The organism is Bacillus sp. G16 (assembly GCF_021282335.1).
In the GTDB taxonomy this organism is placed as follows: domain Bacteria; phylum Bacillota; class Bacilli; order Bacillales; family Bacillaceae; genus Bacillus; species Bacillus inaquosorum.
The window spans coordinates 1-24640 of the sequence record NZ_JAJSOZ010000004.1; the positions used below are offsets into that span (position 1 = coordinate 1).

The window sequence follows — 24640 nt, forward strand, 5'->3', positions numbered from 1 at the left end:
ATCATATATTTTCAACCTACAATATTTTAAAGATACTACATTACATTTAAAAATAATCCAAAACAGTTTTCTGACTATATTTGAACTTTTTCTCAAACGTCAATAGAATGCGTCCATTTTAATAGGTGCGTCAAGAGAGTAAAATTAATCAATTCTTAAGGGCTTTTAGACTTGCAATAAGCCACTGAATGATAGTGTAGTTATGCATACCCTAGAAAAAAGTTTTAGCAAAAAAAAGATACCAAAATAGATTGGTATCTTTTTCAATTAATTCGAGCCCTTCATTAAATGAAAGTATATCTTCAGTTAAAAAATCCTGTTATTTCAAGCATTTTAGGTCATGCATTACACTCATTTGCATCATTTTATATCTATTTTGGACACAAAATGAGCACTGTTTTAGCCTAATAACAAACCTCAACTTATTTGGATTTGATGTCTTTGTTAAGGAATTCTTTTAGAACTTGAATCAATTCCTCCTGTTGCTTTATATTTTTGCGGCCATTTCGATTAATTGCCGCAAGTTCACAGACAATTCCGGCTGAAATGAAAAACAATAAACCTTCAAGCATACCTTATCCTCCAACGTCTAAGAGATAGTCAGATGTGTTTGTTCATTTTTTAAAACCTGCTTATAACTTTCTTTACGCTGATATATGTTATTTAGAATAAGTGCAGTAATTACAAACAGTGTTCCTACTACATCAAAAGTAGTTATTTTATATCCTTGTATCATCATGATTAACAATGTAGTAATGGGGACAAAGTTAATAAATAAAATCCCATTAATGGGTGATAAGATTTTAATACCATAGTTCCAACTAAGGAGAGCTATGATACCTGGTAAAGTAATCATAAATAAAAAATCATACTTAATTTCTGCAATCACTTCTTTACTCGGTATAGACACATATCCTTGCGCGGTAAGTATAGCTGTAATGACTCCTGTTATAGCTGTACCGAATAAACATGTCAAAGTTGAATAGCGAAGTGTAGACCATTCTCGAAATATCTGTCCTCCCATTGTGTAGACTACCCACCCTAAAACACCAATCAATATAAAAGTTAATGGGAATAGATTATCTCCCAATGAAAAAAAGAAGTTCATATTACCTTTCGTAATAACGAACGAAGCTCCAAAAAAGGCAATCAACATACTTATAATTGTATATTTTTTGGGTTTCACATGTTTATATCCCCATAGAATAACAATTGAAAGCATCGGCATGAGTGCCTCCGCAATAGACGCAGTCATAATTCCAGACTTCCCCATCAACCTTTGACCTAAAAAAATAAGAACGTTGTATATCGTAAACGCCATCACCCCAAATAAAATGAGCAATTTTGCTTTACCCTCAAAACGAAATGATTTCTTCCCTTCCCTCGCCAATAATAAAAACACTAAGATAACTGCTACCACACCGTAGCGAATAAATGAAAAATAAAATGGATCAACATATTCTAATGCATGATCTGCAACTGGAAACATTGCGCCCCAAGACATACTTGCTACTAAACATGTGAGGACACCAATGAATAATTGACCTTTTTTCATTGAATTCCCCTCCTTTTCTTTATCATTACAATGAGAATTATAAAAAGAAGAATACATCATGTAAAATGAACAAAAATGATGAAAAACATCATTTATAATGATACTTTAATGAAGGAGGGATCTAAATGGAACTGCGAGACTTACAAATTTTCAAAAGCGTTGTACATCACAAAAGTATAACCGGTGCTGCAAAGGAATTAAGTTATGTACAATCTAATGTAACGGCACGGATTAAGCAATTAGAGAATGAGCTCAAAACACCTCTTTTCAATCGCCATAAAAAAGGGGTGTCATTAAGCCCAGAGGGCCGAAAAATGATTGAACACGTTAACAAAATTTTGAAAGATGTTGAAGAATTGAAAAAAGCCTTTCTTGATAGTGATGTACCATCCGGAATATTAAAAATTGGTACAGTAGAAACAGTGAGGATACTACCGACCATCTTAGCCTCTTATTATAAAAAGTATCCTAACGTGGATTTATCATTGCAGGCTGGTTTAACAGAGGAACTTATTAAAAAGGTAACAAATCAGGAATTAGACGGGGCTTTTATATCAGGGCCTATTAAACATTCAATTCTTGAACAATATGATGTCTATACCGAAAAGCTTACACTAGTAACGACTAACAAAACGTTTAATATAGAGGATTTTTTAACAACGCCCATTCTTGTTTCTAATCGAGGATGCGGGTATCGTTCTAGGTTGGAACATTGGCTTCAGGATGAAGGCTTACTTCCAAACAGAATTTTGGAATTTAACATTCTAGAGACAATTTTAAATAGTGTTGCACTCGGTCTTGGCATAACAGTCGTACCGGAATCTGCTGTTAGGCATCTTTCTACCGCAGGTAAGGTTTATTGCCACCCATTACCTGAGAAATATAGTTGTATCTCAACAGTCTTTATACGGCACAAAGATGCTTACCTGACAAATTCGATGCGCAGCCTACTTAAGACTATTGTTGAGCATAAAAATATGAGTATGTCTTGAAGAGATTTTTCCCCTGCTTCTTACATATAAATGAGAAGTCACATCTCTGCTTTCCTTTTAGGACTTATAATACAATGTAAAACTTTTAAGCATGCGGATTTCGCACACTATTATCCAAATTTTATACACACAGAAAAAAGAGGAAACTCATGGTCTGCTTCCTTCATTTTCGCATTTCATTCCAGGATAAGAAATAAATGGTTTTAGGATATTTTTGCTTGACTGCATCGATAAACATTGAATAATCCAAGCTGCCATCTTTGGTTTGCGGACCGACTTCTGTGAAAACAAATGGCTTATTAAGAGCTGTAAACTCATCATCACCTTTAATTGAATAAGGGTCTGAGAAATAAGCGTCTAATCCAACAATGTCACATATGAAGAGCCAGGGTAAAAGTCAGTCTTAAAGTCTCGGTTGGCGTCCGGTGAGTAAACCCATATCAGGTTGTCCAAACCTGATATGGGAAGCATTTTTTCCAAAAGTACTGGACGTGGGATTAGCTAGATGTAGACTACTCTGAGGTATTCCACTGCTCTTCCAATATGAGATTAAGTCACTATTACAACTATAGTCAATGGTATCAGTAAGATCAGAAATATCGGGTTTCTCCAACCATCCACTCGAATAGTAACAACCGTACATGGCTGGTGACTGTCCAGTATTATCTTTAATTCTATTGGCTTCAATCTTTGAAAACGATGCATTTGTGAATCCGCCGAATGCACCTGACAGTATGCGATTCTCAGATCGGTTTGGCAGATGAGCTAGCCAATTCATCAACTCCTTCGTTGTCGCCTGAGCATTAGGATTCACGGGGTTAACTGTATGAGCAGATGTCGTTTGTGAAAAAGCTGAAACGCTTATTAAAGAGAGTAATATAAAAACACCAATTTTTTTAAACATACATATTCTTCGTCTTCTTTATTTTTATTATTCTAATCATTAGTTCTGTTAAGAATTTATAAAGCACCGAATCCATTAAGTCATTTACCTTTTTAATCTATCTCTCCTCTTTTAATTATTAGTTGCTCCCCAATAACAGCTAACAATAGGTCTCAACAATATTTTTACGACTTGACACCAACATCACGATGACCTTTTTATAGACAGAAACTTATTTGCATTATTCCCCAATCTTCAATATAGGTCTTTCACTCTGCATAGAGGGCTCTTTATTTAAAGCCAATATTAAAGTTATAGCTATAATACAGAAAGCACCAACCCATTGAAAAAAACCAAATGGTTCTTTTAGCCAAACGACAGTTGTTACTACTGCTGATAGAGGCTCTAAGCTTCCTAACAGGCTTGTTTCTTTGGGTGAAAGGCTTTGCAAACTTTTTATAAAGAACCAGAACGCAATCATTGTTCCAAATATTGTAACAAATAAAATATATACATATGCCTCAGCAGTTAAGCTTTTAAAATCCATTTGCCATGGCGGATGAATAAAACTTAATGCAAAACCGCCAATAATCATAGCCCAACCTACAACAACAAGGGAATCAAATTTATTTAATAAACCAACGGCATATAAAGTATAAAAAGCTGCCGCGAATCCTGATAAAACTCCCCATACTACTGCAATTTCCGGTACTGAAAGTTGAGAAATGGAACCATTTGTTAGCAGAAAAAAGCACCCCGCCAGCGCAAGCAATACTGTTATGATATCTTGTTTGGTCAGAACAGTTCTTTTTCGCAAAACCGAGTAGATAATGACGATTACTGGGGATAAATATTGTAATAACGTAGCAACAGCAGCATTCCCATGTTGAATGGATGCCATATATGTGTACTGCACAGCAAGCATTCCAAACAACCCGAAAATTAGAAGCTGACCAGCTGACGCTTTGTTTTTCCAAACCTCAATAACCTGAGACCGATTCTTTCTGAACAATTGGAGCATTAAGAGTAAAATGCCAGCCGTAAGCAAGCGTATTGTTACAAGCCAATTGACATCAATTTGATATCCTTGAAAAAGTTTTTTGGCTACTGTACCCCCAATTCCCCAACATGTCGCTCCTGTTATAACATAGAACAATCCCATTCTTCTTTTAGAAGTATTCATACATGACTCCTCACTAATAAATATAATAATAGTGTTATAATAAATGCAGATATACATAAAAAATACTCAAATTGAATGAAAAAATATAAATATATTGAGGTGAGAATGTCCAAATGAAAAGTTTTATGATTGATCAAAACTTAAAAGAATTAACAGAGCACCGAACGGTAGAATTACCAGTTGCATGTTACGAGACAAGAATCAATCAAAATATAAATGGCTATATTCCGTTTCATTGGCATGATGAGATTCAATTTGTTTTGATACGAAAAGGGGAAGCTGTCTTTCAAATAAATGAAGAAAAAATAGTGGTTCCAGAAGGGGATGGATTATTTATCAATAGTGGCTGCCTGCACATGGCAGAAGAAAAGGATGGCTCAGATTGTACGTATATTTGCTTAAATGTTTCACCCCATTTCGTGTTATCTCAAGAACTGTTTTCAAGCTATGTTCAGCCCTATATTTTTTCAACCAATTTATCCTATTTATTTTTGGATGGAAATCAGCATTGGGCAAAAAACATTCTAAAAGCTGTAAAAACAATAAATCAATTGGTTCAACAAAAGAAATCGCTTTATGAAATTGACATTACCATGCAATTAACTTTGATGTGGAAAAATTTGGTTGTTAATGGTTTTCAATTAGAGTATGATCAATCTGAAATGATAAAAAGTCATCGAATGAAACAAATGTTAAAGTGGATACATCTCCATTATGCTGAAAAAATTACATTAGAGGACATTGCAAAAGCTGGCCAATTGAGCCGATCTGAGTGCTGCCGTTATTTTAAACGAATGCTGAATAAGACGCCGTTACGTTATGTACTGGATTATAGAATCCAAAAAAGCTTATTGTTACTGCAACACCCGGAAACCAATGTTACAGAAGTGTCTTATCAAGTTGGATTTAACAGTACCAGTTATTTCATTAGTAAATTTCAACAAGCTATGAATATGACACCATTCTCATACAAAAAAATTCATATGAGAATTAATTGATAAGGTTATTTTACGATTTGAAATAAAGTCCTTGTTTAAGGTGCTCCCTTCTAATTTTTTAATAAGCTGTTCAACTAGCCATTGGTGTCAAGTTCGTATAGCTACACATACCTGATAGTCCAAGAGGATCTCGGCATAGAATGATTTGTTCCCCATTGCTGTACTAAAAAAACCTATCTAAAATCTCTCTTATAACTACCTCTGTTAGTGCCATAATCACTTCTCCTTTTTTTAATTAATGTAATTTCGTTTTTGAATTGGATGTCAATGGGGAAGCACCAACAAAACGCGAATTTCGTACGCTAAAGCAAAATTTCATTTCATAAAGAAAAAACCGATGTTCCTATATGTGCGGGACATCGGTTTTTGTTCGTATCCTTTTACTTAGTTATTAAATTTTGACATAAAACTTAGAGTGCTACATTTTTCAAAAAGTAATAAAATCACCTATACTAACTAGAAAAGGGTTCATACTATACATTTTAAAATATCAATTAAGCACTAATATTTGGGTTATGCGCCGTTTCACCTTTATGGGAAACATAACTATGTGCTATCATTCCTAGCATTATTACAAACATACCACACCAAGATAAAATAGAAGGAAATGAAGAATGTAATAAAATTAGTTCCCCGATAACAGCAAAAAGTACCTCCATGGATTGTGTTGCTTCAACAGTTGCAAGTTTCTGCATATCTCCTTTAACCATATCAGTCGCTTTAAAAAATAAGATAGTTGCAATTACACCCGAACAAATAGCAACTAAAATAGATTGCATAGTTTGCTCTTTACTAGGCAATCCTTCTGTAAAAAGACCATACAGGGATAGTAAAAACCAAAATGGTAAGCTAGCTAATGTCATTCCAAGGACACGTTGATAAGCATCTAGACGATTTCCACAAATCTCCATCATCTTACGATTCCCGAGCGGGTAAGCGAAAGATGCTACAATAACAGGGATAATACCTAACAAAATATCTTTTACAGCAAGCGATTTTGCTTGTTCCATTTGCATAAAGAAAATACCAAGAAGAATAATTAATGACATCCCCATACCTTTCATTGGGATTTTTCCTCTTTTCTTAAGAATTCCATCTGGTGTTTCAATGGTTTGAATAAAAAGAGGAGCTAACAAAGATCCTGATATAATAGTAATTTGCCATGTCCCAGCAATTATCCATCCTGGTGCATGTACAGCGGCAAAGCATAATGGAGCGTAAAATAGACCAAAACCTACGAAACTCCATAAAAACCATGCTCTTAAATTCTCTCTCATAACTTGTAATAATACTTTTAATTTTTTCCTACTCATAACAAGAAGTAAAAGAAATGGAAGCATGAAAACAAATCGTAATGAGGCACTCCATATCCAGCTACCACCTGATAATTCCATTGCTCGATTCAATATAAATGTGAAAGCAAAAAAGAAAGCAGCACATATACCTAAAAAAATAGGGCGCAAATTTCTCACCTCAATCTGTCTCATAAGTCAGTAATTCCCCCAGACTTAACCAGTTTTGTTCTACAAGATGTGCTGTTGTTTCTTTATCTTTATTTTTGCATGCTTCTATAATGTGCTGATGTTGTTCTACTGATTTCAAACCATTTATAGAAGTGAACTGAGAAATTTCAAGGCGTTGAATCTTAGATATACTTCGTTCTAGCGCGCGAATGATTTCAGGATTTCCCGCCACATCTAGAAAAACATTATGGAATAACTCATCGGCTTCAATTGCTTTTATAATATCTTTTTTCTCAATAGATAGTAGTAAGGCTTTATTACTGAACTCTAATTCTTGAATATCTGCCTCTTTGAGTAATGGTACTGCTAAACGAGCTGCTAATGAATGTAAAGCTGCTACCACAGTAAATGCGTGTTTTGCCTCCTCAAGATTTAATGGTGCAACGCGAGTCACTGAACCAGGAATAGATTCAACCAGTCCTTCATCTTCAAGACGTTTTAGAGCCTCTCTAACCGGAGTACGGCTAATTCCGAATTCTTCTGCTAACTCTTTGTCATTTAAGCGTTGCTCCGGTTGCAGCTCTAATGTAACAATTGCTTTTTTCAAAGTTAGATATACTTCATCTCTTAATGACGTACGTTTAATGGGTTTAATAATATCTTTTTTCATAAAACCAATATATCGGATATTGGTTCAATGGTCAACTGTAATTTTTCAATAAGATACATTCAATTAGCAAGTTCTAAAAACGACTGTTTATGGTACTTGGTTATTTTAAACAAAAGCACTAAAAACTCATCCATTTTAAATACCAAAACCCCTCTGCAATGATGGCGATGGGAACTAACATTGGTCTAACTAAAATGACTGATGCTACTCCTGGTATCTTCTATGAAAATAAGAGATATACCATATATCCAAATTTGTTGTTTTTCTAATTTTTCTCTAGTTATCTTCATATTGATAATCTTGCCTCGTTAATTCTTAAGGAAACTTTGTTCTTTTTCTATCCCTGAAACCCCTAGTTAACTACTTCTTACTTGAAATTGGTGCCATGTCATGGATACCATATAAGGGTATATAACTCTAAAGAAAAAACAAAGAAGATACAAAGTATTGTTTTGTATCTTCTTTGTTAGTTCGAGTCCCTTTAAAGTAGAGGTATATTTCCAGTTACAAAAGCCTGTTATTTCAAGAATTTGAAGTGTTTCGAATAAAAATTAATCAAAATGATGTTAATAACAGTAATAAACGAACAAAAGGAAAGAACATGTTGTAATGGCTTAACTTCTTTATAAAAAAGTTTGATTACATTTTCGGGGCTTCCAAACCGAATTTTGTCCATTCCTCTTTTGCTGGACCATAAATACCTGGAACAGTTAAACCTGCTTGTCTCATAAGAACAGTCATTTGTCCTCGATGGTGATTTTGATGTTGAATTAAAAACATCAAGAGTGAACCATTTGGCAATTGTTGACCAATAAAGTTGATACGTTCTTGAAGTGTATGGTCAGTCCACTGGTCTTTTAACGCCTGTACAAATGCATTACTTGCTTGATGATAGCTGTCAGCTATAAACTGAGCTGAAGAAGGAACAGGATAATCTTCAGCTGGAGCGTGAAACGTTAAGTTTGTGTTTGAGGTAATGATGCGAATAGCAGCAACAGTATGCCAAGCTATACGGCCTAAAGTCCAATTTTGTGAAGTTATTTCTTGTTTAAGCGATTCATCAGTTAGACTATTTAGTAGTTTTTGTGTAGCATCGGCTTCGAACTCCCAAGATTTTAAAAAATGGTCTAAGGTTTGAAACACAAAAATCCTCCTTATAAATTTTTTGTTTTTCTATGAACCTATAATTCAATTATAGTGCCCCGTTTAGTTAAAAAGAACATACTTTAACAAAAATTATCTAAGGAAAAATGGCATCACGACATTCTTATAAAGTCATGGATTTATTTTAAACATCACATCTTTTTTACAAACATGGTGACTATCCAGTGGATTAATCGCTGAAAGTCTCCATACTCACTCCAACATGCATATAAACCCGTGAATGTATATTATCCTTTGCAGAATAAGAAATAAGGAGAGTGTAGTATGAGTATCGAAATAAAAGCAGTAACTGATGATAATCGTGCCGCTATTCTTGCTTTACATGTCAGCGAGAATCAAGCATCATATATTGAATCAGCAAAAGTATGTTTAGAGGATGCAAAAGAATGTCACTATTATAAACCTGTCGGACTTTACTATGAAGGAGATCTAGTCGGTTTTGCAATGTATGGATTGTTTCCTGAGTATGATGAAGACAATGAGAATGGGAGAGTCTGGCTTGATCGATTCTTTATTGACGAACACTATCAGGGAAAGGGATTAGGAAAGAAAATGCTTAAAGCTCTTATTCAGCACCTTGCTGATCTATATAAATGTAGGAGAATTTATTTAAGTATATTTGAAAATAATATTCATGCTCTATGCCTTTATCAGAGGTTTGGTTTTCACTTTAATGGTGAACTCGATTTTAACGGCGAGAAGGTAATGGTAAAAGAACTATAGGTTCTTAGATGGTTTCCATAAAGCCATTTCAAAATTAGGCAAATTAATAAAAAAAGATTTAGTATTCTGGCTTTCTCTATTTCTTATACAGGAGATTACATATTTAAGAAGACTAATATGTAATCCCCATTCCTAAACAACTATCGCAGCCAACCAGTTCCACAATTTTACTGTTCACAAAACAATTTGGGCTTATTTTTTACCTCCACGAGACCATACCACCACTGGAATGAGCAATAAGGATAAAATCCCTCCAGTAAATGATAATGTTAGGAAACTTGAACCTGCCACAATCATCCCAGACAATGCTCCGCCAGCAGCTCCTGACAACGCAATCAGAACATCCACTGTACCTTGAGTTTTAGCACGTGTGGCCGTTTCAGTTGAATCAACAATAAGTGCAGTCCCACTTATCAAACCAAAATTCCATCCTAATCCAAGTAAAGAAAGAGCAATGACGAGAAGAACCATAGAATCTCCTGGTGCAAATGCTGCCATTAAGCCTGCCAGAAGCAACGTCGTTCCAGAAGCAATAGCCATTGCAGTACGTCCCAGCTTATCAACAAGAACACCTGTAACCAGTGAAGGGAGATACATGGCACCTATATGAAAACCAATGACAAGACCGACTGCACCCAAGCCATGTCCATGATGACTCATATGGACTGGTGTCATTGTCATAATAGCCACCATTACAATTTGGGTAAGAACCATAATCGCAGCACCAACAATTATGCCTCTTTTGTTTTCTGTGTGCTCGGTTGTTTTCAAATGTCCTTTATCACTAGGTTCTTGGTTGGTCGCTTCGATTGTTCTTGCTATCACTAATGGATCTGGACGAAGCATGATGAAAAGGACAACACCTGCTAAGATATACGCTGCTGCTGCTAAAATGAAAGGGCCAGCAAGTGATGGAACACCAATAGAAAGAGCAAAATTCCCCATGACATTCACTAAACTTGGACCCGCAACTGCGCCAAATGTTGTAAAAACCATTGTAATACTAACAGCAGTCGCCCGCTGTTTATTATTTGCTAAGTCCGTACCTGCATAACGAGCTTGTAAATTTGTCGCTGTTCCAGCACCGTAAATAAGCAATGAAGTAAATAACAAGAAAAAACTATTTATGATGGCTGCAATGATGACTCCTATTGCTCCAAGTCCGCCAATCACAAAGCCAGCTGAAAGACCTGTACGGCGGCCATAGCGTTGAGATAGTCTCCCGACAAATAATGCAGATCCTGCTGATCCTAAAGTAAATAAAGCAGAAGGCAGACCAGCAAACACATCTGTACCAAGCATTTGCTGTGCAATAAGCGCACCGACAGTAACTCCTGCCGCCAGCCCTGCACCGCCAAAAATTTGCGAAATACTTACAACAAATAATGTACGCTTGTATAATGCTTTTTGTTTTTCTGGAGAACTGATGTAACTTTGTAATGAAGCTGTTTGAACGTCTGTTGTTTTTAACATACTCTGACCTGCCTTTCGTAAAGCCTAATTTATAAACCTCCCTCTAGATGTGGATCATCATAACACGCACAAAAAAGCCATACAATATAATAATTGTATGGCGAACAATATTAAGTAATACCGTTTATCAAACGTTTAAGGATTATTAATCCTTGCTCAAGCTCTTCGAGAGTTTTTGGTGCACATACAGAAACCCTTACAGCCCTTTCCGGACAACTATTTCCAACTACAAAGCGTTCAGCCGCATACACTTGCACTCCATGCTGTGCAGCTAATTCTTCAAATTCAGCACCAGTCATTTTCCCCGGCAACAACAACCAACGAAAAATGCCTGTTTCTACACCTAAACATGTATAGTCCGCAAAATATCGGTTGACGATTTGGTTTCTGCGAATGGTTTGTTCCCGATGCCCCTCAATTAAGACTTCAAATTGATTTGATACAATCGTGCGTGCAGTAAGTTCAGCTAATAGCGGGGAAACGGTTATATTTAAATTATAGAGCGCCTTTGACATTTGCTCCTTAAATTGACTCGGCACTGCTACATAGGCCAGTCGCAGCCCTGGTGCTAACGATTTTGATAAACTTGCAATATGGATAACCTGTTCCGGCGCGAATGATGCAAGTGCTGGAAGTGGATTTTTGTTGAGAAGATGGTACGATGCATCTTCAATAACAAACAGATTATATTTCTTTGCAATTTCTGCAATCATTCTTCGTTTCTCAACAGACATAAAGGAAGCTGTCGGATTATGATAATCTGGGATCAAATAAATGCCTTTAATATTTTCATTTTTACAAGCATATTCAAGTGACTCCGGACTCATTTCATAGTTCTTTGATTTTATCGGTACGATTTGCACACTAAGCATTGATGCAACAGTTTTTAATCCAGGGTATGTATGATGGTCAACACCAATGCGATCTCCAGGCTTACAAAGACTCGCCAATGCAGCAGCAATCGCATTTTGCCCCCCATTTGCAAATAAAATGTGATCAACGGCTGTTTCAAATCCGCCTCTTCGGATTAGCTTTACAGCTGCATCCTTTTGCCAAAGGCTTTCACCTGCCCGACCATAACCAAACCATTTTCCGTAATCTTCATCTTGCAGCATGTTTTTTAGTTGGAGTAACAGGGGCTCGTAAGAAGCATTATCAGGCAGTGTAGCTCCCATTTCAATTAAATGTTTCGGCTTTGTATCCTCAAGTAAATACGCATTTGATAACGCATCGTATGATACAAATGTGCCGCTTCCTACAGATGCACTTAGCAAGCCCTTTAACTCGCAAACTTTAAACGCTTTTGAAATGGTACTTACGTTTAAATCCAAATAATCAGCCAGTTCTCTCTGTGGAGGAAGTTTTGTTCCAGGTAATAAAACTCCGTTTACGATATCCTGTTCCAATTGCCCTGCAAGTGCTTTATAGATAGGCTTTTCCGTTTTATCAATCGATGGCTTCCAGCTCATCGGATAGTTTTCAAAAGAATTAATCGGCATGATACGCATCCTTTTTCACTCAATTATAAGAAGGTGCTGTTTATAATACAATGATAATACTCTATCATAGGATTGTCGGGCGGTTTGGACTTGATTTAAAGAAGGAAAAAACGTAGCGGGAGATTGCCAAAGAACTCAGTATTTCGTGCAACTATGTATCGCGGATTGAAAAGCGGGCGCTGATGAAGATGTTTCATAAGTTTATCGGGCAGAGAAGGAGAAAAGGAAGAAAGCGAGTCGGCTGCATATTCAATAATTTCATTCATATCTACTCATTTTTTTCATCTGCGTTTATGATGAACATGCTTCCTTCATCTCCATTCCTCAATCGGGGTGACCTCATATAGCACACTTGCATCAGGAAGATTAACAAGAGATTGGTCGGAAACAACGCATCATTTTTGAAAAGGAACAAATTCAAAAAGATACGTATGATGCAACGATCAGTTAGTAGTACAGATTAGACTAAAAACTCATTTTATAATCAATTAAACTATCATCACTATCGAATTAGCTCAATCAGCATATCATGTACTATCCTCTTTTAAGGAAGGTGATGTTATGCGGTCATTTCCATTAATTGTGGTGCTATTCATCCTATTAATTATCGTTGGGACATCTTTCTTCGGTAGCTGTTAAGAACTCACCTTACCCCATATCCATCAGACGCCATAAGAAATCTTTATGGCGTCTGTTTTGTTATGTGTCTAACTCACCCTGCAAAGTTTCTGAACCAGGGAAATTACTGTATATTGAGCTATATGTTTTTAAAAATCGTCACTGTGTTTGTTAATTTACTATTGATTTAGAAGCCATTTTATACGATCAGCTGAAATTATGTAGTGTAGCAATATTAGACATAAAAACATAATACCAACCGCTTTTACATGACTAAAATAAAGCGCTGCAACAGCCATTGCAAAGATCAATAATTCAATAACTAATCTTGTTACCCCGTTTACAGCTATCACAGTTTGTCCACTTCGACTAGGATCATTAGGCACTGCAAACACGGACCAGATCATCATAACTGCAATCGGTAAAACTAATGTTAGAACATATTTAAAAAAACCATTAAAGTGGGTCCATGCAAACACACCTATGGAAATGAGTGCAGCGGTTTCAAGGGCGAATCTTAAAAGTAAATTAGTTTGATTCAGTTTTCCCAACTCCTCTGTATTAAAAAGCACCCCGCAGGAGATGCTCTTTCTCTACTTTATTTCAGCGTATAAAAGCTTTTCTGTTCTTCCTCTTTAGACTCTATTGGAGTTTTCGGAGAGATCATCTCCACTTTTAAAGATATGACACCGACTGCTGCTGTTACCAATGCTCCGATTAATGCAACAAATATAAGTATAATGAAATATGACAACTTTTCCCCTCCTATCCAGATAATTATCCAAATAATCGGGAAGTTGTCTACAATTCACGGAATTTGTCGAACGATACTATGAAATAAAACCATAATCTGTTGGTCCTCATATTAATAACATCTAATAGTAAAAGAACCAATGGCTAAAAACCCTTGGTTCTTTAGCTAACAGAATATTCCAACGATGTCGTTCGTTCACCTAGAATATTAAAGCATTTCCTTGACCTTACTTCCTTCTTCATCGTTTTCTATTACTTGATACTCTTTCTCCCAAAAATGTACATTCTTTATCCCGAGTTTTTCCGGATCAAATACTGGATCTCTCCCCTCTTTTTTCGGACTCCATAGAGAAGTTGTAAAAACTAGTTTCCAATTTCCCTATTGTTTTTCGGAATATATGCCTCCTTCAAAGCTAAGAGCTGTTCCTGCTAGAAACGCTAATAGATAAGAGAAATAACGCATTACATGATCCTTCTTTTCATTTTGTGAGGGAATGTTCTTTATGGACTTTGTTGATGAAAGAGAAAGTTGAAATACCTTTTCAGAGTGAGATGAATCGGGGCTTAGAAATATAAACCGCAAAGCTTTCTTGAAGAAGCTTTGCGGTCTAAGGTTTCTTTTTGCTTAGTTTAAGTCAATGGATTTCCAGCGGAATCCACTGCACCCCAAGGCATAGTGGTTTTATGAGCATGTATGCCACGTAACAATGAATGTGGAGGAACCTGAATGTTTCAATCAGTTTTGGGATAAAAGTCGTGTTGACGTTCCTCTGCTTTACTATTTAATATTCGGTAGCTAGACTTTCCAATATGAAGCGGAATATCCAATTTTTCTAAATTTGGCATTCCATTTTTTAAGAAAAGCTCTTTATCTTGATATCTCTGTAAAACTTCTCCCACAATCCACTCTTGATCGCCCAAAGTGGAAATACTGTGTACTTTACACTCATAAGCAAAATACGCATCAGTTAAAATTGGTATCTCAGCTTTTAGCCCTTCTTCGTATTGAATATTAAATTCTTCAAACTTATTTATATCTCTGCCACTATGGGTGCCTAATGCTTGGATGAATTCCGAACATCTCGCTGGAAGGAAATTCACACCGAAAACACCACTTTTCTCAATCATTTTGTAAGTATATGTCTCTTTGTTTACTGATATCCCATACATTCCAGGAGAAGATCCGATATACGTATGCCAACCGGAAGCCATTGCGTTTTTTTTACCTTCATATTGAGCCGTAACTACAGCTACCATTCCAGGGTAGGCGTACCAAATTGGTTCATCTATAGGTGCTCTCATATTCATCGCTCCTTTTGTTTTCATTTTTTATTAGAAATTGAGATACGATAAACGTGTTTCAACGTAAACGCTATCAAAAGCTAAAGCGAGTACGTACAGCTCTAATATGATTAACTTCATTGTTCTGGAGTCTATCTTCCTTCACCATACTTTTGAGCTAATTTGTCACTTCAAGAGCTGGTGTGCTTTAATTAGGCTTTTATTAACAGCAGTGAACTGTTAAATAACTTCTTCTCTCATTCATTACGTCCATTAATGACACAACGAACAGATATTTAAGTAAACAACAACCTTCTGCGTCATGTAAATCATTCTCGTTTTGGGCAGGTAAAGCCTTTTCCCTTTATTAACGGCGAAACGGAAAACTTAAAAACCCATTTCATTTGACGATCATGTAGAAATTAGTTGGTTCTAAGTATTCTAGGTTGGTTTTTTCATCATGTTTAAAAGATCCAGTTAAATGGGGCTTTATCCTTTTTATTGATATCCCCCAGTAATGGAAGTCGCTGCAACATATTTTGTAAGTTATACGCATCCCATGGAAAATGTTCTGTAATCCCTAATCCTGCAACATCATGGGCTTTGGCTACATCTTGAAGCACCCGTATAATTGTTTCGATGCTGGATGCTTTTGGAGCTTTTCCAACCATTTCATCGTAAGTATCAGGATTCGCAATTAAGAGAGAACGGAATTCCCTTAGGTCCAGTACATCTAAATCAAAATGAACGATAACCTTAGAAGGTTTGCGTGAATCCAGCCACTGAAGTACCTTGGAACTGTCTTCTTCAATATCATCTGGGGTTGCAATGTCGAATTTCATATTCTGCAACGGTTTAGAGTGAAGTGCTTCCATCATATCGTTCAACCCGACAAACAATACCTGTTCCGGTTTAAATGGACGAGGTACCTCAGCGACGAATTCCTTATCACCGATACCCATTAAATTAGCAAGTACATGAGCATGGTGGTTTGGCCAATCCTCAGGAATGGACACGTCAGGATGTAAATCGACCCATAACAAAGCAGTATCTCCATCGTATTTTTCGTTTAAGTATGCAAAAGGAGCAAGTTCTACACCGCAATCGCCGCCAAGAACGATAACACGATCAGGCCTGTGCTTTTGAATTAAGCTTTTGGCAGATCGAGCTTGCTTTAATAAAACACTCCTGCCAACAATCCCCTGCTCTTTTTCAAGGCTCGCATCTAAATCGACAGGTACTTCTTCAAATGGACCATTCGTTTTAGGAGCAAGCCAGTTTAATAAGTGTGCTCCCAGTACGTACGGAGGGTTGTTTCCACCTTGCCATTGCGGCATGAGTAACCGAAGCGTCTTATCTTCTTTATTTGTCATCTTATACACCTTCCTTTCAAATATTCATAAGTATGATGCACAAATTATAAATCCTATAGCAAGTATAGGGTCAAGTGTTTGTTATTTTTTCAGCACTTTTAATTCGTTTGGCAATCGCAATGCCTTCTGCAAGTGTACCACTGTTATCAACGGGTTGAGCTGCTTGTTGGTTGTTGGTAAATGCCTTTAAAGTTCTTTACAATGTTCTATACTTTTCGCTTTATAAGAATGCCCGTCATGTATGAGAATTCCTTTAAGCTCGACATTTTTACACGTTATATAAATTTTTATATGAAAATGGAACAAAAACATGTATTTTTATATGAGTCAGGTTTGGACTCTTATTTCTAAATAAGTATTAAAATCACACCAAAATTCCAAAAAGGGAACTAAATCTCACAGTTAGCTCATCGGGTTATTTGTTTTATAATTTTGGCCGGATTACCGCCAACTACAACATTATCGGAACGTCTTAATTAAACCTCTTCACGAACGATGGGGGATTAGTGATGCTTAGTCGGTTACATCTTAATCATTCGAAGGATTATTTGTTACCCTTTTCGAAATCAATTACTTGTTTTTGTTGCGATTACTACCCGCAGCCGTTGGCAGAACATCGGGTTCAAAATCAATACCTATATTCTTACATTGACAAGGGTATGCTGCCTCCATAAAATGAAAATGATTATCAACATCACTTAGGAGGAAATACAGATGCTTAGCGGGAAGATTCGTTTGAAAATTAAATTTACTTTCTTATCGATGCTCATCTTTTCTATTTTATTAGCAGGATGTACAAATGCAGGACAAACAGAGAAAAAAGATCCTAACAATATGGTCACAATTGCTTGGCCTAGAGATATAGGAGAAATAAACCCACATGTCTATAATCCTTCCCAATTGTTTACACAGTCAATGGTGTATGAGCCTTTGGTCTCTTATGAAGCGGGCGGAAAGCTTAAACCGCATTTAGCTGAGTCTTGGGATATATCTAATGACGGCAAAGTGTATACGTTTCATTTGCGTAAGAATGTAACATTTTCTGATGGAACAACATTTAATGCAAAAATCGCGAAAAAGAATTTTGACTCCATTTTAAAACATCCTGAGTTACATAGCTGGTTAGGATTTATTACAAAAATAGCTCAAACAAAAGTGATCGATGATCATACATTTCAATTGACACTGACTGAATCATATTATCCAACCATTCAGGAGCTGGCAGTTGTACGGCCTGTTCGGTTTTTAGGAGAGGCTGGATTCCCTAAAGATGGCGATACATCAAAAGGTGTAGCAAAACCGGTTGGGACGGGTCCATGGGTATTGGAAGAGCATAAAACCGATGAATATGCGATTTTTAAACGCAATGAAAATTATTGGGGTGAAAAGCCTAAAGTCGAGAAAATCAAGGTGAAAGTCATCCCAGACGCAGAAACAAGAGTACTCGCATTTGAAAAAGGTGAACTGGACTTAATTTACGGTGAAGGCGTCATCAGTTTGGATGCATATAAGCAGCTGCAATCAACAGGTCAATATGAAACAAGCCTTTCCGAACCGGTGGCGACGAGACAGCTTGTCATGAATACGAAAAAAGAACAGCTTTCTGATGAACGTGTTCGTCAAGCCCTGCACTATGGTTTTAATAAAGACGCCATGGTGGAAGGCATTACCTCCAGGTTAGAAGAAAAAGCAGATTATATTTTGCCGACAACCTTCCCATACACGTCTGATATTGATGTAAAGCCAGTGAAATATGATGCGGAAAAAGCGGCAGCGTTATTAGATGCAGCAGGTTGGAAGCTTCCTAATGGCAAGACGGTGCGTGAGAAAGACGGAAAGCCTCTTGAATTTAGTTTAATGTATGATTCAGCGGAATCCATTCAAAAAGCAATGGCAGAAACGCTGCAAGCAGAGTGGGCAGCGATTGGGGTGAAGTTGAATCTTGAAGGAGTAGAATTGGCAACTCAGGTTAAACGGTTCAAAGCGAATGAATTTGATATGAACTTCTTTAGCAACTATGGCGCGCCTTATGACCCGCATACATTTGTAAACATTGTCGCGTCAAAAGGATTTGGATTTAATGAAGCGATTTCGGCATATCCAAACAAGGATGAGCTATTGAAGCAGATGGCAAGGGTTCCCAAAACAACTGATGAAAAAGAGCGTCAACATCTTTACTCATCTATTTTAACATCTCTTCAAGATCAGGGAGCCATCGTTCCTATCTCTTATATAAAAAAGACAGCGATCTACCAAAAAAATATTACAGACTTTACTTTCCCTGCCAACCGTGACGAACATCCATTTACAGGTATTCGCATTAAGCAGTAGGAGGCTTTTATGGGCATCTATATATTAAAACGAATCATGTCCATCATACCAGTGTTTCTTTTAGCTACGCTTCTGACAACAGGAATGATTCAACTCTCACCGGTTGACCCGGCTGAAGCATATGTAGCCGCAGCGCATATCCAGCCAACCGATGACATTCTAGAGCAAAAAAGACATGAGTTTGGCTTAGATCAACCATTCTTTATTCAATATGTAAACTCTATTTTGAAGATATTCCAATTGGATTTCGGCATTTCTTATGTTTCGAATAAGCCGGTTTGGGACGAGGTTACACTCCGAATGCCAGCAACGATCGAACTTGCTCTTGGGAGTTTATTGTTCGCGGTGCTTGTCAGTGTGCCTCTCGGCTTCTTTGCGGGAATCAAAAGAAATCGCGCACTTGATCATATCAGTCGCTTCATTTCCTTTTTCGGGGCATCCATTCCGACTTTTTGGTTAGGGTATATGTTGGTTTTTTTCTTTTCTGTTCAATTAGATCTTTTTCCAGTAGAAGGAATTGGAACATGGCAGCACCTCGTACTGCCGTCAATGACGCTGGCACTTCCTTTAATTGCAATGTATACAAGGCTTTTGCGCGCCAGTGTTATAGAAAACCTGCAAGAACCGTATGTACAATACGCAAAAATCAGAGGACTGAGGAATAAAAGCATTATGGCTAAGCATGTATTGAAAATGGCCATTTCTCCGATGATTACAGGCCTAGGAATGAATCTTGGCAAACTTCTCACCGGAACAATTATTGTTGAAGTGGTTTTTTCTTGGCCTGGCTTTGGCCGTTATTTTATTGAAGCCATTTTCAATCGTGACATCCCTGTCATTCAATGCTATGTGTTCATAGCCGCCACATTTTTTATATTGAGCAGCTTAATCGTTGATCTCATTCAAATGTATATTGATCCGCGCATTTCCAGGAAAGAAGGGCAGTATCGATGATCACAAGCATACGCATGATATATAAAAGTCAAAAAGTGATAACGGCATGTATCATCATATTATCAATCCTATTTCTCATCGCTGTATTTGCCCCTTGGATTGCGCCGAATAACCCTGTTGCTGTTCATTTGGCATATAAGCTGCACCCTCCATCCATGGAGTTCCCTTTAGGAACTGATCATTTAGGAAGATGCAACTTATCCCGCCTTTTGTACGGAACACGAATTTCTTTGGGATTTGCAGTGCTCATTTTTATTTCCTCACTTGTGATCGGTCTCATCGTCGGTACGATTTCGGGATATAAAGGCGGATGGATTGATCATTTGTTAATGAGATGTTGTGATGGTGTGATGGCCTTTCCGAACTTAATTTTAGTTCTTGGTCTAGTAGGCATATTCGGACCTGGACTTCCTCAAGTCATTCTTGCCCTCATGCTTGTGCAATGGGTCTACTATGCGAGAATCTTTAGAGGAATGGTGCTTAGTCTGAAAGAGGAAAACTTTATTAAAGCCGCAAAAATCAATGGATCATCACAATGGAAGATTCTAAAAAAACATATCATACCTAATGTGCTCCCTCCCCTCGTTGTCATGGGTACATTGGAAATGGGCTGGGCCATTATGGACATATCCGCTATGTCGTTTCTTGGATTAGGCGTCCAGCCACCGGCTGCGGAATGGGGAGCGATGATTCATGAAGGTAAATCGTATATCCGGACGAACCCTGAGTTGATGATTTATCCAGGGATGATGATCATGATTGTGGTTGTAACGTTCAATTTATTGGGCGAGAGCTTATCAGAAAAATACGAAATCAAACGTCGATGATAAAAGGAATGAGGAAGTTGGGAACAGAACAATCACCGGTGCTGCAAGTTAGAGATTTGCATGTACAGGCCAAAACGCACAAAGGAGTATCAACTCTAGTTCAACACGTCAATTTCGAACTGAAGCGCGGTCAAGTCCTTGGCCTGATTGGTGAGAGCGGATGCGGAAAAACAGTAACAGGCATGTCCATTCTTCAGATGCTTCATCAGAAAACAACCAAGGTGGAAGGAAGCATTTCAATACTAGGCCGAGAATTAAACGGATTGGCAGATAAAGAAATGCGCAAGATACGCGGCAAAGATATTGCCTATATTATGCAAAATCCGATGAACGCTTTTACACCCGTTTTTACGATTGGTCATCAAATGATTGAAACGATTCGCTCTCATACGTCTTTTAACAAAAAGCAGGCAAAGGAGCTTGCAATAGAAGCATTGCATAATGTGAGCTTATCCAATCCTGTTAAACTTTTAAAATCTTACCCTTTTCAATTAAGCGGCGGAATGCTTCAACGGGTGATGATTGCAACCGCTGTATGCTTACATCCAAGCATTCTCATTGCGGATGAACCCACAACTGCATTAGACGTAAATAATCAGAAGACCGTGTTGAAACATTTAGACGCCATGCGCTCTGAATGTGGAACGGCGATTTTGCTTATATCTCATGATCTGGGCGTCATTGCTGAAATGGCGGATGAAGTCGCTGTGATGCAGAAAGGGAGAATCGCAGAAAAAGCAGATGTGTTTCAGCTGTTTGATGCACCAAAGCATGAATATACAAAAAAGCTATTAAGTGCACGTTTGACATTGCCAATTGATGAACGTGCCATTGGGTCAATTTGACAAAAGAGCGGCATTTTAATGAGGTGAACAAGTGAGTTTATTACAAGTGAAAGAAGTCTCTCATCGTTATGCGGAGCGTTCATTGTTCAAATGGAAATTTCAATCTAAACAAGTCCTATCCGATGTCAGCTTTTCGATTGAGAAGGGTACATGCTTAGGCTTGATTGGGGCAAGTGGAGCCGGTAAAAGTACATTGGGAAAAGTGTTGCTTGGTTTAGAACGGCCGCAATCAGGTCAAATCCTTTTTCAAGGCCATGATATGTATAGCGCAGATAAATCGATCCGGCGAAAAATCCGTCGTGACCTTCAAGCTGTCTTTCAAGATTCATACTCGTCCGTCAACCCGCGAATGACGGCGGAACGGATTATTGCAGAACCATTAGAAAACTATGAAACCCTCACTACGGCGGAACAGAGACGAACTATTATCGAGTTGTTGGAAAGGGTAGGCCTAAGCGAAAGTGATTTAACAAAATATCCGCACCAATTCAGCGGCGGTCAATTGCAGCGGATCAATATCGCCAGAGCAATCTCGCTCAAACCGAAACTGATCGTATTAGATGAATCAGTCAGCAGTCTGGACATGGTTACCCAAACGCTTATACTCGATTTGTTAAAAGAGCTCAAAGACGAGTTTGGGTTATCGTATTTTTTTATTACGCATGATTTGAAAGCCGCTTATCAATTGAGTGACACACTAGGTGTACTGGATAACGGAAAATTAGTTGAGCTTTACGAGTCCAAACCTCAGTTCTTTGCATCAGACCATCCAGCAGTAAAAGAAATGAGAAGCTCCATACTTGCAGAACACCCGCGCTTTCGTTCGATAGGAAGAGGGACGATGCTACAATAAGAAAATCGCGTGTAGATATAGCATTCCCGGTTACATCGTTTTTTCATGATATTTGCTTTAACAAGTACGGCATGTCTTTTGTTGTTCAAAGCATGGAGTGCTGATATCAATAGAACGGTTGCACCGTTAACTGCATCAAATGATGACTGCGATCTGTTACATTCCTTCAACTCACGGCTACACATGCCGCATTTCAACCATTTTTCCTGCTTTAAATATGACATAGAAAAAGAACCGTTGGCTTTAAACCATTGGTTCTTTTTCTACACCCTCTAACCGTTTATTATTTTTGTTTAAACGACAAAATGTTTTTCATGCCTCATTAGGAGAAAATAGCAAGGTGGATTAGGCTCCTCATAATCTCTTCGTTCTTTTAATAGATTTCGTCCATGAATGAGGATTCTGTTAAATTTAACCAAGACATGAAGCCCTTCCAAGGTTTCCGGGATCCCATACAATTTCTCCAGACTGCACGTTTCCATAAAACACTGTGACGAACAAAATCGGGTTTAACATATGGAGAACCTTGGAAAAAATCAATTTCGAAAACTTCTCACTCTGCTCTGTTATATCTCGGAGTTCTGCTTATGAGATTGAAGCCTAAAGGCCGGAAAACTGTCCATATTCAGCTCAGATATTTTCCTTCAGGCAATACTTACGAGATGTTGAAGACACTGCCTACTTCGATGTCGGTTCCGTGACTGGCCGCAAGGCGCTGAATACCCGGTCGAAGCGTCGCATCGACGTTTCAAGCGGACCAGTAGGGAATCGTGCGATCAACCATCCCATCACCAGCGCAACTGTTGCAACGAGCAGATCACCAAATGGAATCGCTCCGAGATCATACGTGACCCCAGCTATTTCGAGACCCCATATGAAGACAAACTGAGCTGCATACATCGTTAACGCCACGCGACCAACTGCTGCGAATGGCATTAACACGCCAGAGGTCTTCTTCGGTACGAGACATACCAATCCGAGCACTAGGAATGCCGCCCCCAGCCCCAGCAACGTCTGGAACGTTGACGCACAGTGCGGGGCTATCGAGAGAAGATTATGCCAAAGCGGCGCTTCCACGTTGTGCGGCCAGATTGCATACTGGTCCGGCTGGGCGCTGGCGGTGCCTTGAACGCCTACGAGCCATTCTTCGAAGGAACGGCTCAGCCCCGGCAGAACGAAAATACCCAGCAATTTAGAGACGGCGAGCATGATTGCACCGCTGCCCGCAAGCGAAAGTGCAGTGCGGATCTTAGTAAGGTCGAAGCGTCCGATCGCCATACCGGCGACGAAAGCGGGAGCAAGTGCAAGCGCGGACAGCGGGCCGCCTGCAATATCACTAAGTAAGTATGCTTTTGGCAGGACACTCCCTCCGAGAATCATCAGTGGCGGGCTCACTACCATTAGAGCTGCTGATGTCGCAATCAGTACACGAGTCGAACGGCGAACCAGCACCAACGCCAGCACGAACAATGCCGCATAAGCGGGCAAGATCACCCCGTACGGAGTATTCAGCATGATGAGAAGATATCCAATGATATCGACGAACACCGCGCGAGCGAGCATCCGTGCCCGGAATGCAGTCGGCTCCGTTCCTCGATCCATCATGCGCCCAGCCATAATTGAGTAAGAGATGCCGCCGCAGAGCACAAATAGCAACGTCGTGTTCCCGGAGACGATGGAAGCATTCGTCTCATTCAAGGCGAAGTGCTGCAAATACATTCCTAAGACTGCCAGTCCCCGCGCTGAATCAAGCGCCACAAGACGCCCTGTCCCACGCGAATTCCTCTTTATGATCTTCTGTCCTTCGACAGAATCCCGGGTGACGATTTCTACGTGCGCACCGTCCTGAAGTGGAGTTGATAAATCTACCAGCTTTCGATTTAATTTACCTGCAACCTCATTTTCCAGCCCGCTGCTAATGGAAGCCGCGACATCCTTGATGTTTGCTTCCTTTTCGTATTCTCTGACAGATACGTTAGGCAGTTTAATACTGATTGACAACTTGTATTCCTCCTTAAAAAGATCAATGTTTCCCTTGTTCCATTGCCTATATTTGGATGAGACCTAACTGTATTCAATATAGCGGGCAGTTGTATCTAAAGTTTGATCAACTTGTAAACAAAACGTAAAAAGACGCTATTCCTGTCAGGATAAGAACCTATACAATAGTGATCCAAACATTTGCGTTGCGAATCATGTCTA

General features: G+C 38.4%; 22 protein-coding genes and 3 pseudogenes. 11 read left to right on the plus strand and 14 right to left on the minus strand.

Going from position 1 to position 24640, the window contains the following annotated elements:
- Positions 1-422: 422 nt before the first annotated feature.
- Positions 423-572, minus strand: coding sequence for a YrzO family protein (locus tag LWH95_RS05565; RefSeq protein ID WP_119914052.1), 150 nt, complete (start codon positions 570-572; stop codon positions 423-425).
- A gap of 17 nt (positions 573-589) precedes the next feature.
- Positions 590-1555, minus strand: coding sequence for a DMT family transporter (locus LWH95_RS05570; RefSeq protein ID WP_232919117.1), 966 nt, complete (start codon positions 1553-1555; stop codon positions 590-592).
- A gap of 125 nt (positions 1556-1680) precedes the next feature.
- Here LWH95_RS05570 and LWH95_RS05575 point away from each other — a divergent pair, with 125 nt between their 5' ends.
- Entirely contained in the window at positions 1681-2547 is an 867-nt protein-coding gene (locus LWH95_RS05575) for a LysR family transcriptional regulator (RefSeq protein ID WP_232919118.1), read from the plus strand.
- Between the two features lie 175 nt (positions 2548-2722).
- Here LWH95_RS05575 and LWH95_RS05580 read toward each other — a convergent pair.
- Positions 2723-3451 (minus strand): annotated as a pseudogene (locus tag LWH95_RS05580) (glycosyl hydrolase); the annotation flags it as partial.
- Positions 3452-3671: 220 nt separating this feature from the next.
- Positions 3672-4613 (minus strand): DMT family transporter, encoded by a 942-nt coding sequence (locus tag LWH95_RS05585; RefSeq protein WP_442860838.1) that lies wholly within the window; start codon positions 4611-4613, stop codon positions 3672-3674.
- Positions 4614-4726: 113 nt separating this feature from the next.
- Here LWH95_RS05585 and LWH95_RS05590 point away from each other — a divergent pair, with 113 nt between their 5' ends.
- Positions 4727-5611 carry an AraC family transcriptional regulator gene (locus LWH95_RS05590; RefSeq protein WP_232919119.1) on the plus strand — a complete coding sequence of 295 codons (885 nt, stop codon included), beginning with the start codon at positions 4727-4729 and terminating at the stop codon, positions 5609-5611.
- A gap of 494 nt (positions 5612-6105) precedes the next feature.
- On the opposite strand, the gene LWH95_RS05595 is transcribed toward LWH95_RS05590, so the two are convergent.
- The 3 genes from LWH95_RS05595 to LWH95_RS05605 all read right to left on the minus strand — a co-directional run bounded on the left by LWH95_RS05595 (position 6106) and on the right by LWH95_RS05605 (position 8887).
- Positions 6106-7098: a DMT family transporter gene (locus LWH95_RS05595; RefSeq protein ID WP_232919120.1), complete on the minus strand. Its 993-nt coding sequence runs from the start codon at positions 7096-7098 to the stop codon at positions 6106-6108.
- On the minus strand, positions 7085-7744 hold the full coding sequence (locus LWH95_RS05600) for a GntR family transcriptional regulator (RefSeq protein WP_003237229.1): 660 nt from the start codon (positions 7742-7744) through the stop codon (positions 7085-7087). The genes LWH95_RS05595 and LWH95_RS05600 overlap by 14 nt, the downstream gene beginning before the upstream one ends.
- A gap of 639 nt (positions 7745-8383) precedes the next feature.
- The gene (locus LWH95_RS05605) at positions 8384-8887 is read right to left on the minus strand and encodes a DinB family protein (protein ID WP_003237230.1); all 504 of its coding nucleotides are present in this window, start codon (positions 8885-8887) and stop codon (positions 8384-8386) included.
- Positions 8888-9172: 285 nt separating this feature from the next.
- Between LWH95_RS05605 and LWH95_RS05610 the strand changes: the two genes are divergently transcribed.
- Positions 9173-9631, plus strand: coding sequence for a GNAT family N-acetyltransferase (locus LWH95_RS05610; protein ID WP_133486775.1), 459 nt, complete (start codon positions 9173-9175; stop codon positions 9629-9631).
- 192 nt (positions 9632-9823) lie between these two features.
- On the opposite strand, the gene LWH95_RS05615 is transcribed toward LWH95_RS05610, so the two are convergent.
- Together LWH95_RS05615 and LWH95_RS05620 are read right to left on the minus strand one after the other, a co-directional pair.
- Complete coding sequence (locus tag LWH95_RS05615) at positions 9824-11104, minus strand: MFS transporter (protein WP_232919121.1); 1281 nt, start codon at positions 11102-11104, stop codon at positions 9824-9826.
- A gap of 110 nt (positions 11105-11214) precedes the next feature.
- Entirely contained in the window at positions 11215-12603 is a 1389-nt protein-coding gene (locus LWH95_RS05620; RefSeq protein ID WP_232919122.1) for an aminotransferase-like domain-containing protein, read from the minus strand.
- 71 nt (positions 12604-12674) lie between these two features.
- Between LWH95_RS05620 and LWH95_RS05625 the strand changes: the two are divergent.
- From LWH95_RS05625 to LWH95_RS05630, 3 genes and pseudogenes are all read left to right on the plus strand, one after another.
- Positions 12675-12859: pseudogene (locus LWH95_RS05625) on the plus strand (sigma factor-like helix-turn-helix DNA-binding protein); the annotation flags it as partial.
- Between the two features lie 71 nt (positions 12860-12930).
- Positions 12931-13045, plus strand: a pseudogene (locus LWH95_RS21700) (aldo/keto reductase); the annotation flags it as partial.
- Between the two features lie 119 nt (positions 13046-13164).
- On the plus strand, positions 13165-13242 hold the full coding sequence (locus LWH95_RS05630) for a YjcZ family sporulation protein (protein WP_080010850.1): 78 nt from the start codon (positions 13165-13167) through the stop codon (positions 13240-13242).
- Between the two features lie 158 nt (positions 13243-13400).
- Here the strand turns inward: LWH95_RS05630 and LWH95_RS05635 are convergent, their stop codons facing one another.
- From LWH95_RS05635 to LWH95_RS05650, 4 genes are all read right to left on the minus strand, one after another.
- Positions 13401-13772 (minus strand): DUF2568 domain-containing protein, encoded by a 372-nt coding sequence (locus tag LWH95_RS05635; RefSeq protein WP_148982239.1) that lies wholly within the window; start codon positions 13770-13772, stop codon positions 13401-13403.
- Between the two features lie 47 nt (positions 13773-13819).
- Positions 13820-13975: a hypothetical protein gene (locus tag LWH95_RS05640; RefSeq protein WP_019258976.1), complete on the minus strand. Its 156-nt coding sequence runs from the start codon at positions 13973-13975 to the stop codon at positions 13820-13822.
- 731 nt (positions 13976-14706) lie between these two features.
- Positions 14707-15276, minus strand: coding sequence for a flavin reductase family protein (locus LWH95_RS05645; protein WP_133486769.1), 570 nt, complete (start codon positions 15274-15276; stop codon positions 14707-14709).
- A gap of 443 nt (positions 15277-15719) precedes the next feature.
- Positions 15720-16628 (minus strand): arginase family protein, encoded by a 909-nt coding sequence (locus LWH95_RS05650; RefSeq protein ID WP_232919123.1) that lies wholly within the window; start codon positions 16626-16628, stop codon positions 15720-15722.
- Positions 16629-17342: 714 nt separating this feature from the next.
- Here LWH95_RS05650 and nikA point away from each other — a divergent pair.
- Genes nikA through nikE form a run of 5 tightly spaced genes read left to right on the plus strand, consistent with a single transcriptional unit; the run spans position 17343 to position 22438 of the window.
- The gene (gene nikA / locus LWH95_RS05655; protein WP_232919124.1) at positions 17343-18959 is read left to right on the plus strand and encodes a nickel ABC transporter substrate-binding protein; all 1617 of its coding nucleotides are present in this window, start codon (positions 17343-17345) and stop codon (positions 18957-18959) included.
- Positions 18960-18968: 9 nt separating this feature from the next.
- Positions 18969-19913 carry a nickel ABC transporter permease subunit NikB gene (nikB, locus tag LWH95_RS05660; RefSeq protein WP_232919125.1) on the plus strand — a complete coding sequence of 315 codons (945 nt, stop codon included), beginning with the start codon at positions 18969-18971 and terminating at the stop codon, positions 19911-19913.
- Complete coding sequence (nikC, locus tag LWH95_RS05665; RefSeq protein ID WP_133486761.1) at positions 19910-20740, plus strand: nickel ABC transporter permease subunit NikC; 831 nt, start codon at positions 19910-19912, stop codon at positions 20738-20740. The genes nikB and nikC overlap by 4 nt, the downstream gene beginning before the upstream one ends.
- A gap of 17 nt (positions 20741-20757) precedes the next feature.
- Complete coding sequence (gene nikD / locus LWH95_RS05670) at positions 20758-21585, plus strand: nickel import ATP-binding protein NikD (protein ID WP_060399099.1); 828 nt, start codon at positions 20758-20760, stop codon at positions 21583-21585.
- 31 nt (positions 21586-21616) lie between these two features.
- Positions 21617-22438, plus strand: coding sequence for a nickel import ATP-binding protein NikE (gene nikE / locus LWH95_RS05675; protein WP_133486759.1), 822 nt, complete (start codon positions 21617-21619; stop codon positions 22436-22438).
- A gap of 678 nt (positions 22439-23116) precedes the next feature.
- Here nikE and LWH95_RS05680 read toward each other — a convergent pair.
- Entirely contained in the window at positions 23117-24439 is a 1323-nt protein-coding gene (locus LWH95_RS05680) for a TGS domain-containing protein (protein WP_232919126.1), read from the minus strand.
- Between the last annotated feature and the right edge of the window lie 201 nt (positions 24440-24640).

Excerpts from the sequence above, each read along its gene's own strand:
- nikB (WP_232919125.1), top strand. The coding sequence starts at position 18,969 with ATGGGCATCTATATATTAAAACGAATCATGTCCATCATACCAGTGTTT.
- LWH95_RS05565 (WP_119914052.1), bottom strand. The coding sequence starts at position 572 with ATGCTTGAAGGTTTATTGTTTTTCATTTCAGCCGGAATTGTCTGTGAA.
- LWH95_RS05595 (WP_232919120.1), bottom strand. The coding sequence starts at position 7,098 with ATGAGACAGATTGAGGTGAGAAATTTGCGCCCTATTTTTTTAGGTATA.
- LWH95_RS05610 (WP_133486775.1), top strand. The coding sequence starts at position 9,173 with ATGAGTATCGAAATAAAAGCAGTAACTGATGATAATCGTGCCGCTATT.
- LWH95_RS05590 (WP_232919119.1), top strand. The coding sequence starts at position 4,727 with ATGAAAAGTTTTATGATTGATCAAAACTTAAAAGAATTAACAGAGCAC.
- LWH95_RS05615 (WP_232919121.1), bottom strand. The coding sequence starts at position 11,104 with ATGTTAAAAACAACAGACGTTCAAACAGCTTCATTACAAAGTTACATC.
- LWH95_RS05575 (WP_232919118.1), top strand. The coding sequence starts at position 1,681 with ATGGAACTGCGAGACTTACAAATTTTCAAAAGCGTTGTACATCACAAA.
- LWH95_RS05585 (WP_442860838.1), bottom strand. The coding sequence starts at position 4,613 with ATGAATACTTCTAAAAGAAGAATGGGATTGTTCTATGTTATAACAGGA.
- nikC (WP_133486761.1), top strand. The coding sequence starts at position 19,910 with ATGATCACAAGCATACGCATGATATATAAAAGTCAAAAAGTGATAACG.
- LWH95_RS05600 (WP_003237229.1), bottom strand. The coding sequence starts at position 7,744 with ATGAAAAAAGATATTATTAAACCCATTAAACGTACGTCATTAAGAGAT.
- LWH95_RS05650 (WP_232919123.1), bottom strand. The coding sequence starts at position 16,628 with ATGACAAATAAAGAAGATAAGACGCTTCGGTTACTCATGCCGCAATGG.
- LWH95_RS05570 (WP_232919117.1), bottom strand. The coding sequence starts at position 1,555 with ATGAAAAAAGGTCAATTATTCATTGGTGTCCTCACATGTTTAGTAGCA.
- LWH95_RS05630 (WP_080010850.1), top strand. The coding sequence starts at position 13,165 with ATGCGGTCATTTCCATTAATTGTGGTGCTATTCATCCTATTAATTATC.
- nikA (WP_232919124.1), top strand. The coding sequence starts at position 17,343 with ATGCTTAGCGGGAAGATTCGTTTGAAAATTAAATTTACTTTCTTATCG.
- LWH95_RS05645 (WP_133486769.1), bottom strand. The coding sequence starts at position 15,276 with ATGAGAGCACCTATAGATGAACCAATTTGGTACGCCTACCCTGGAATG.
- LWH95_RS05620 (WP_232919122.1), bottom strand. The coding sequence starts at position 12,603 with ATGCCGATTAATTCTTTTGAAAACTATCCGATGAGCTGGAAGCCATCG.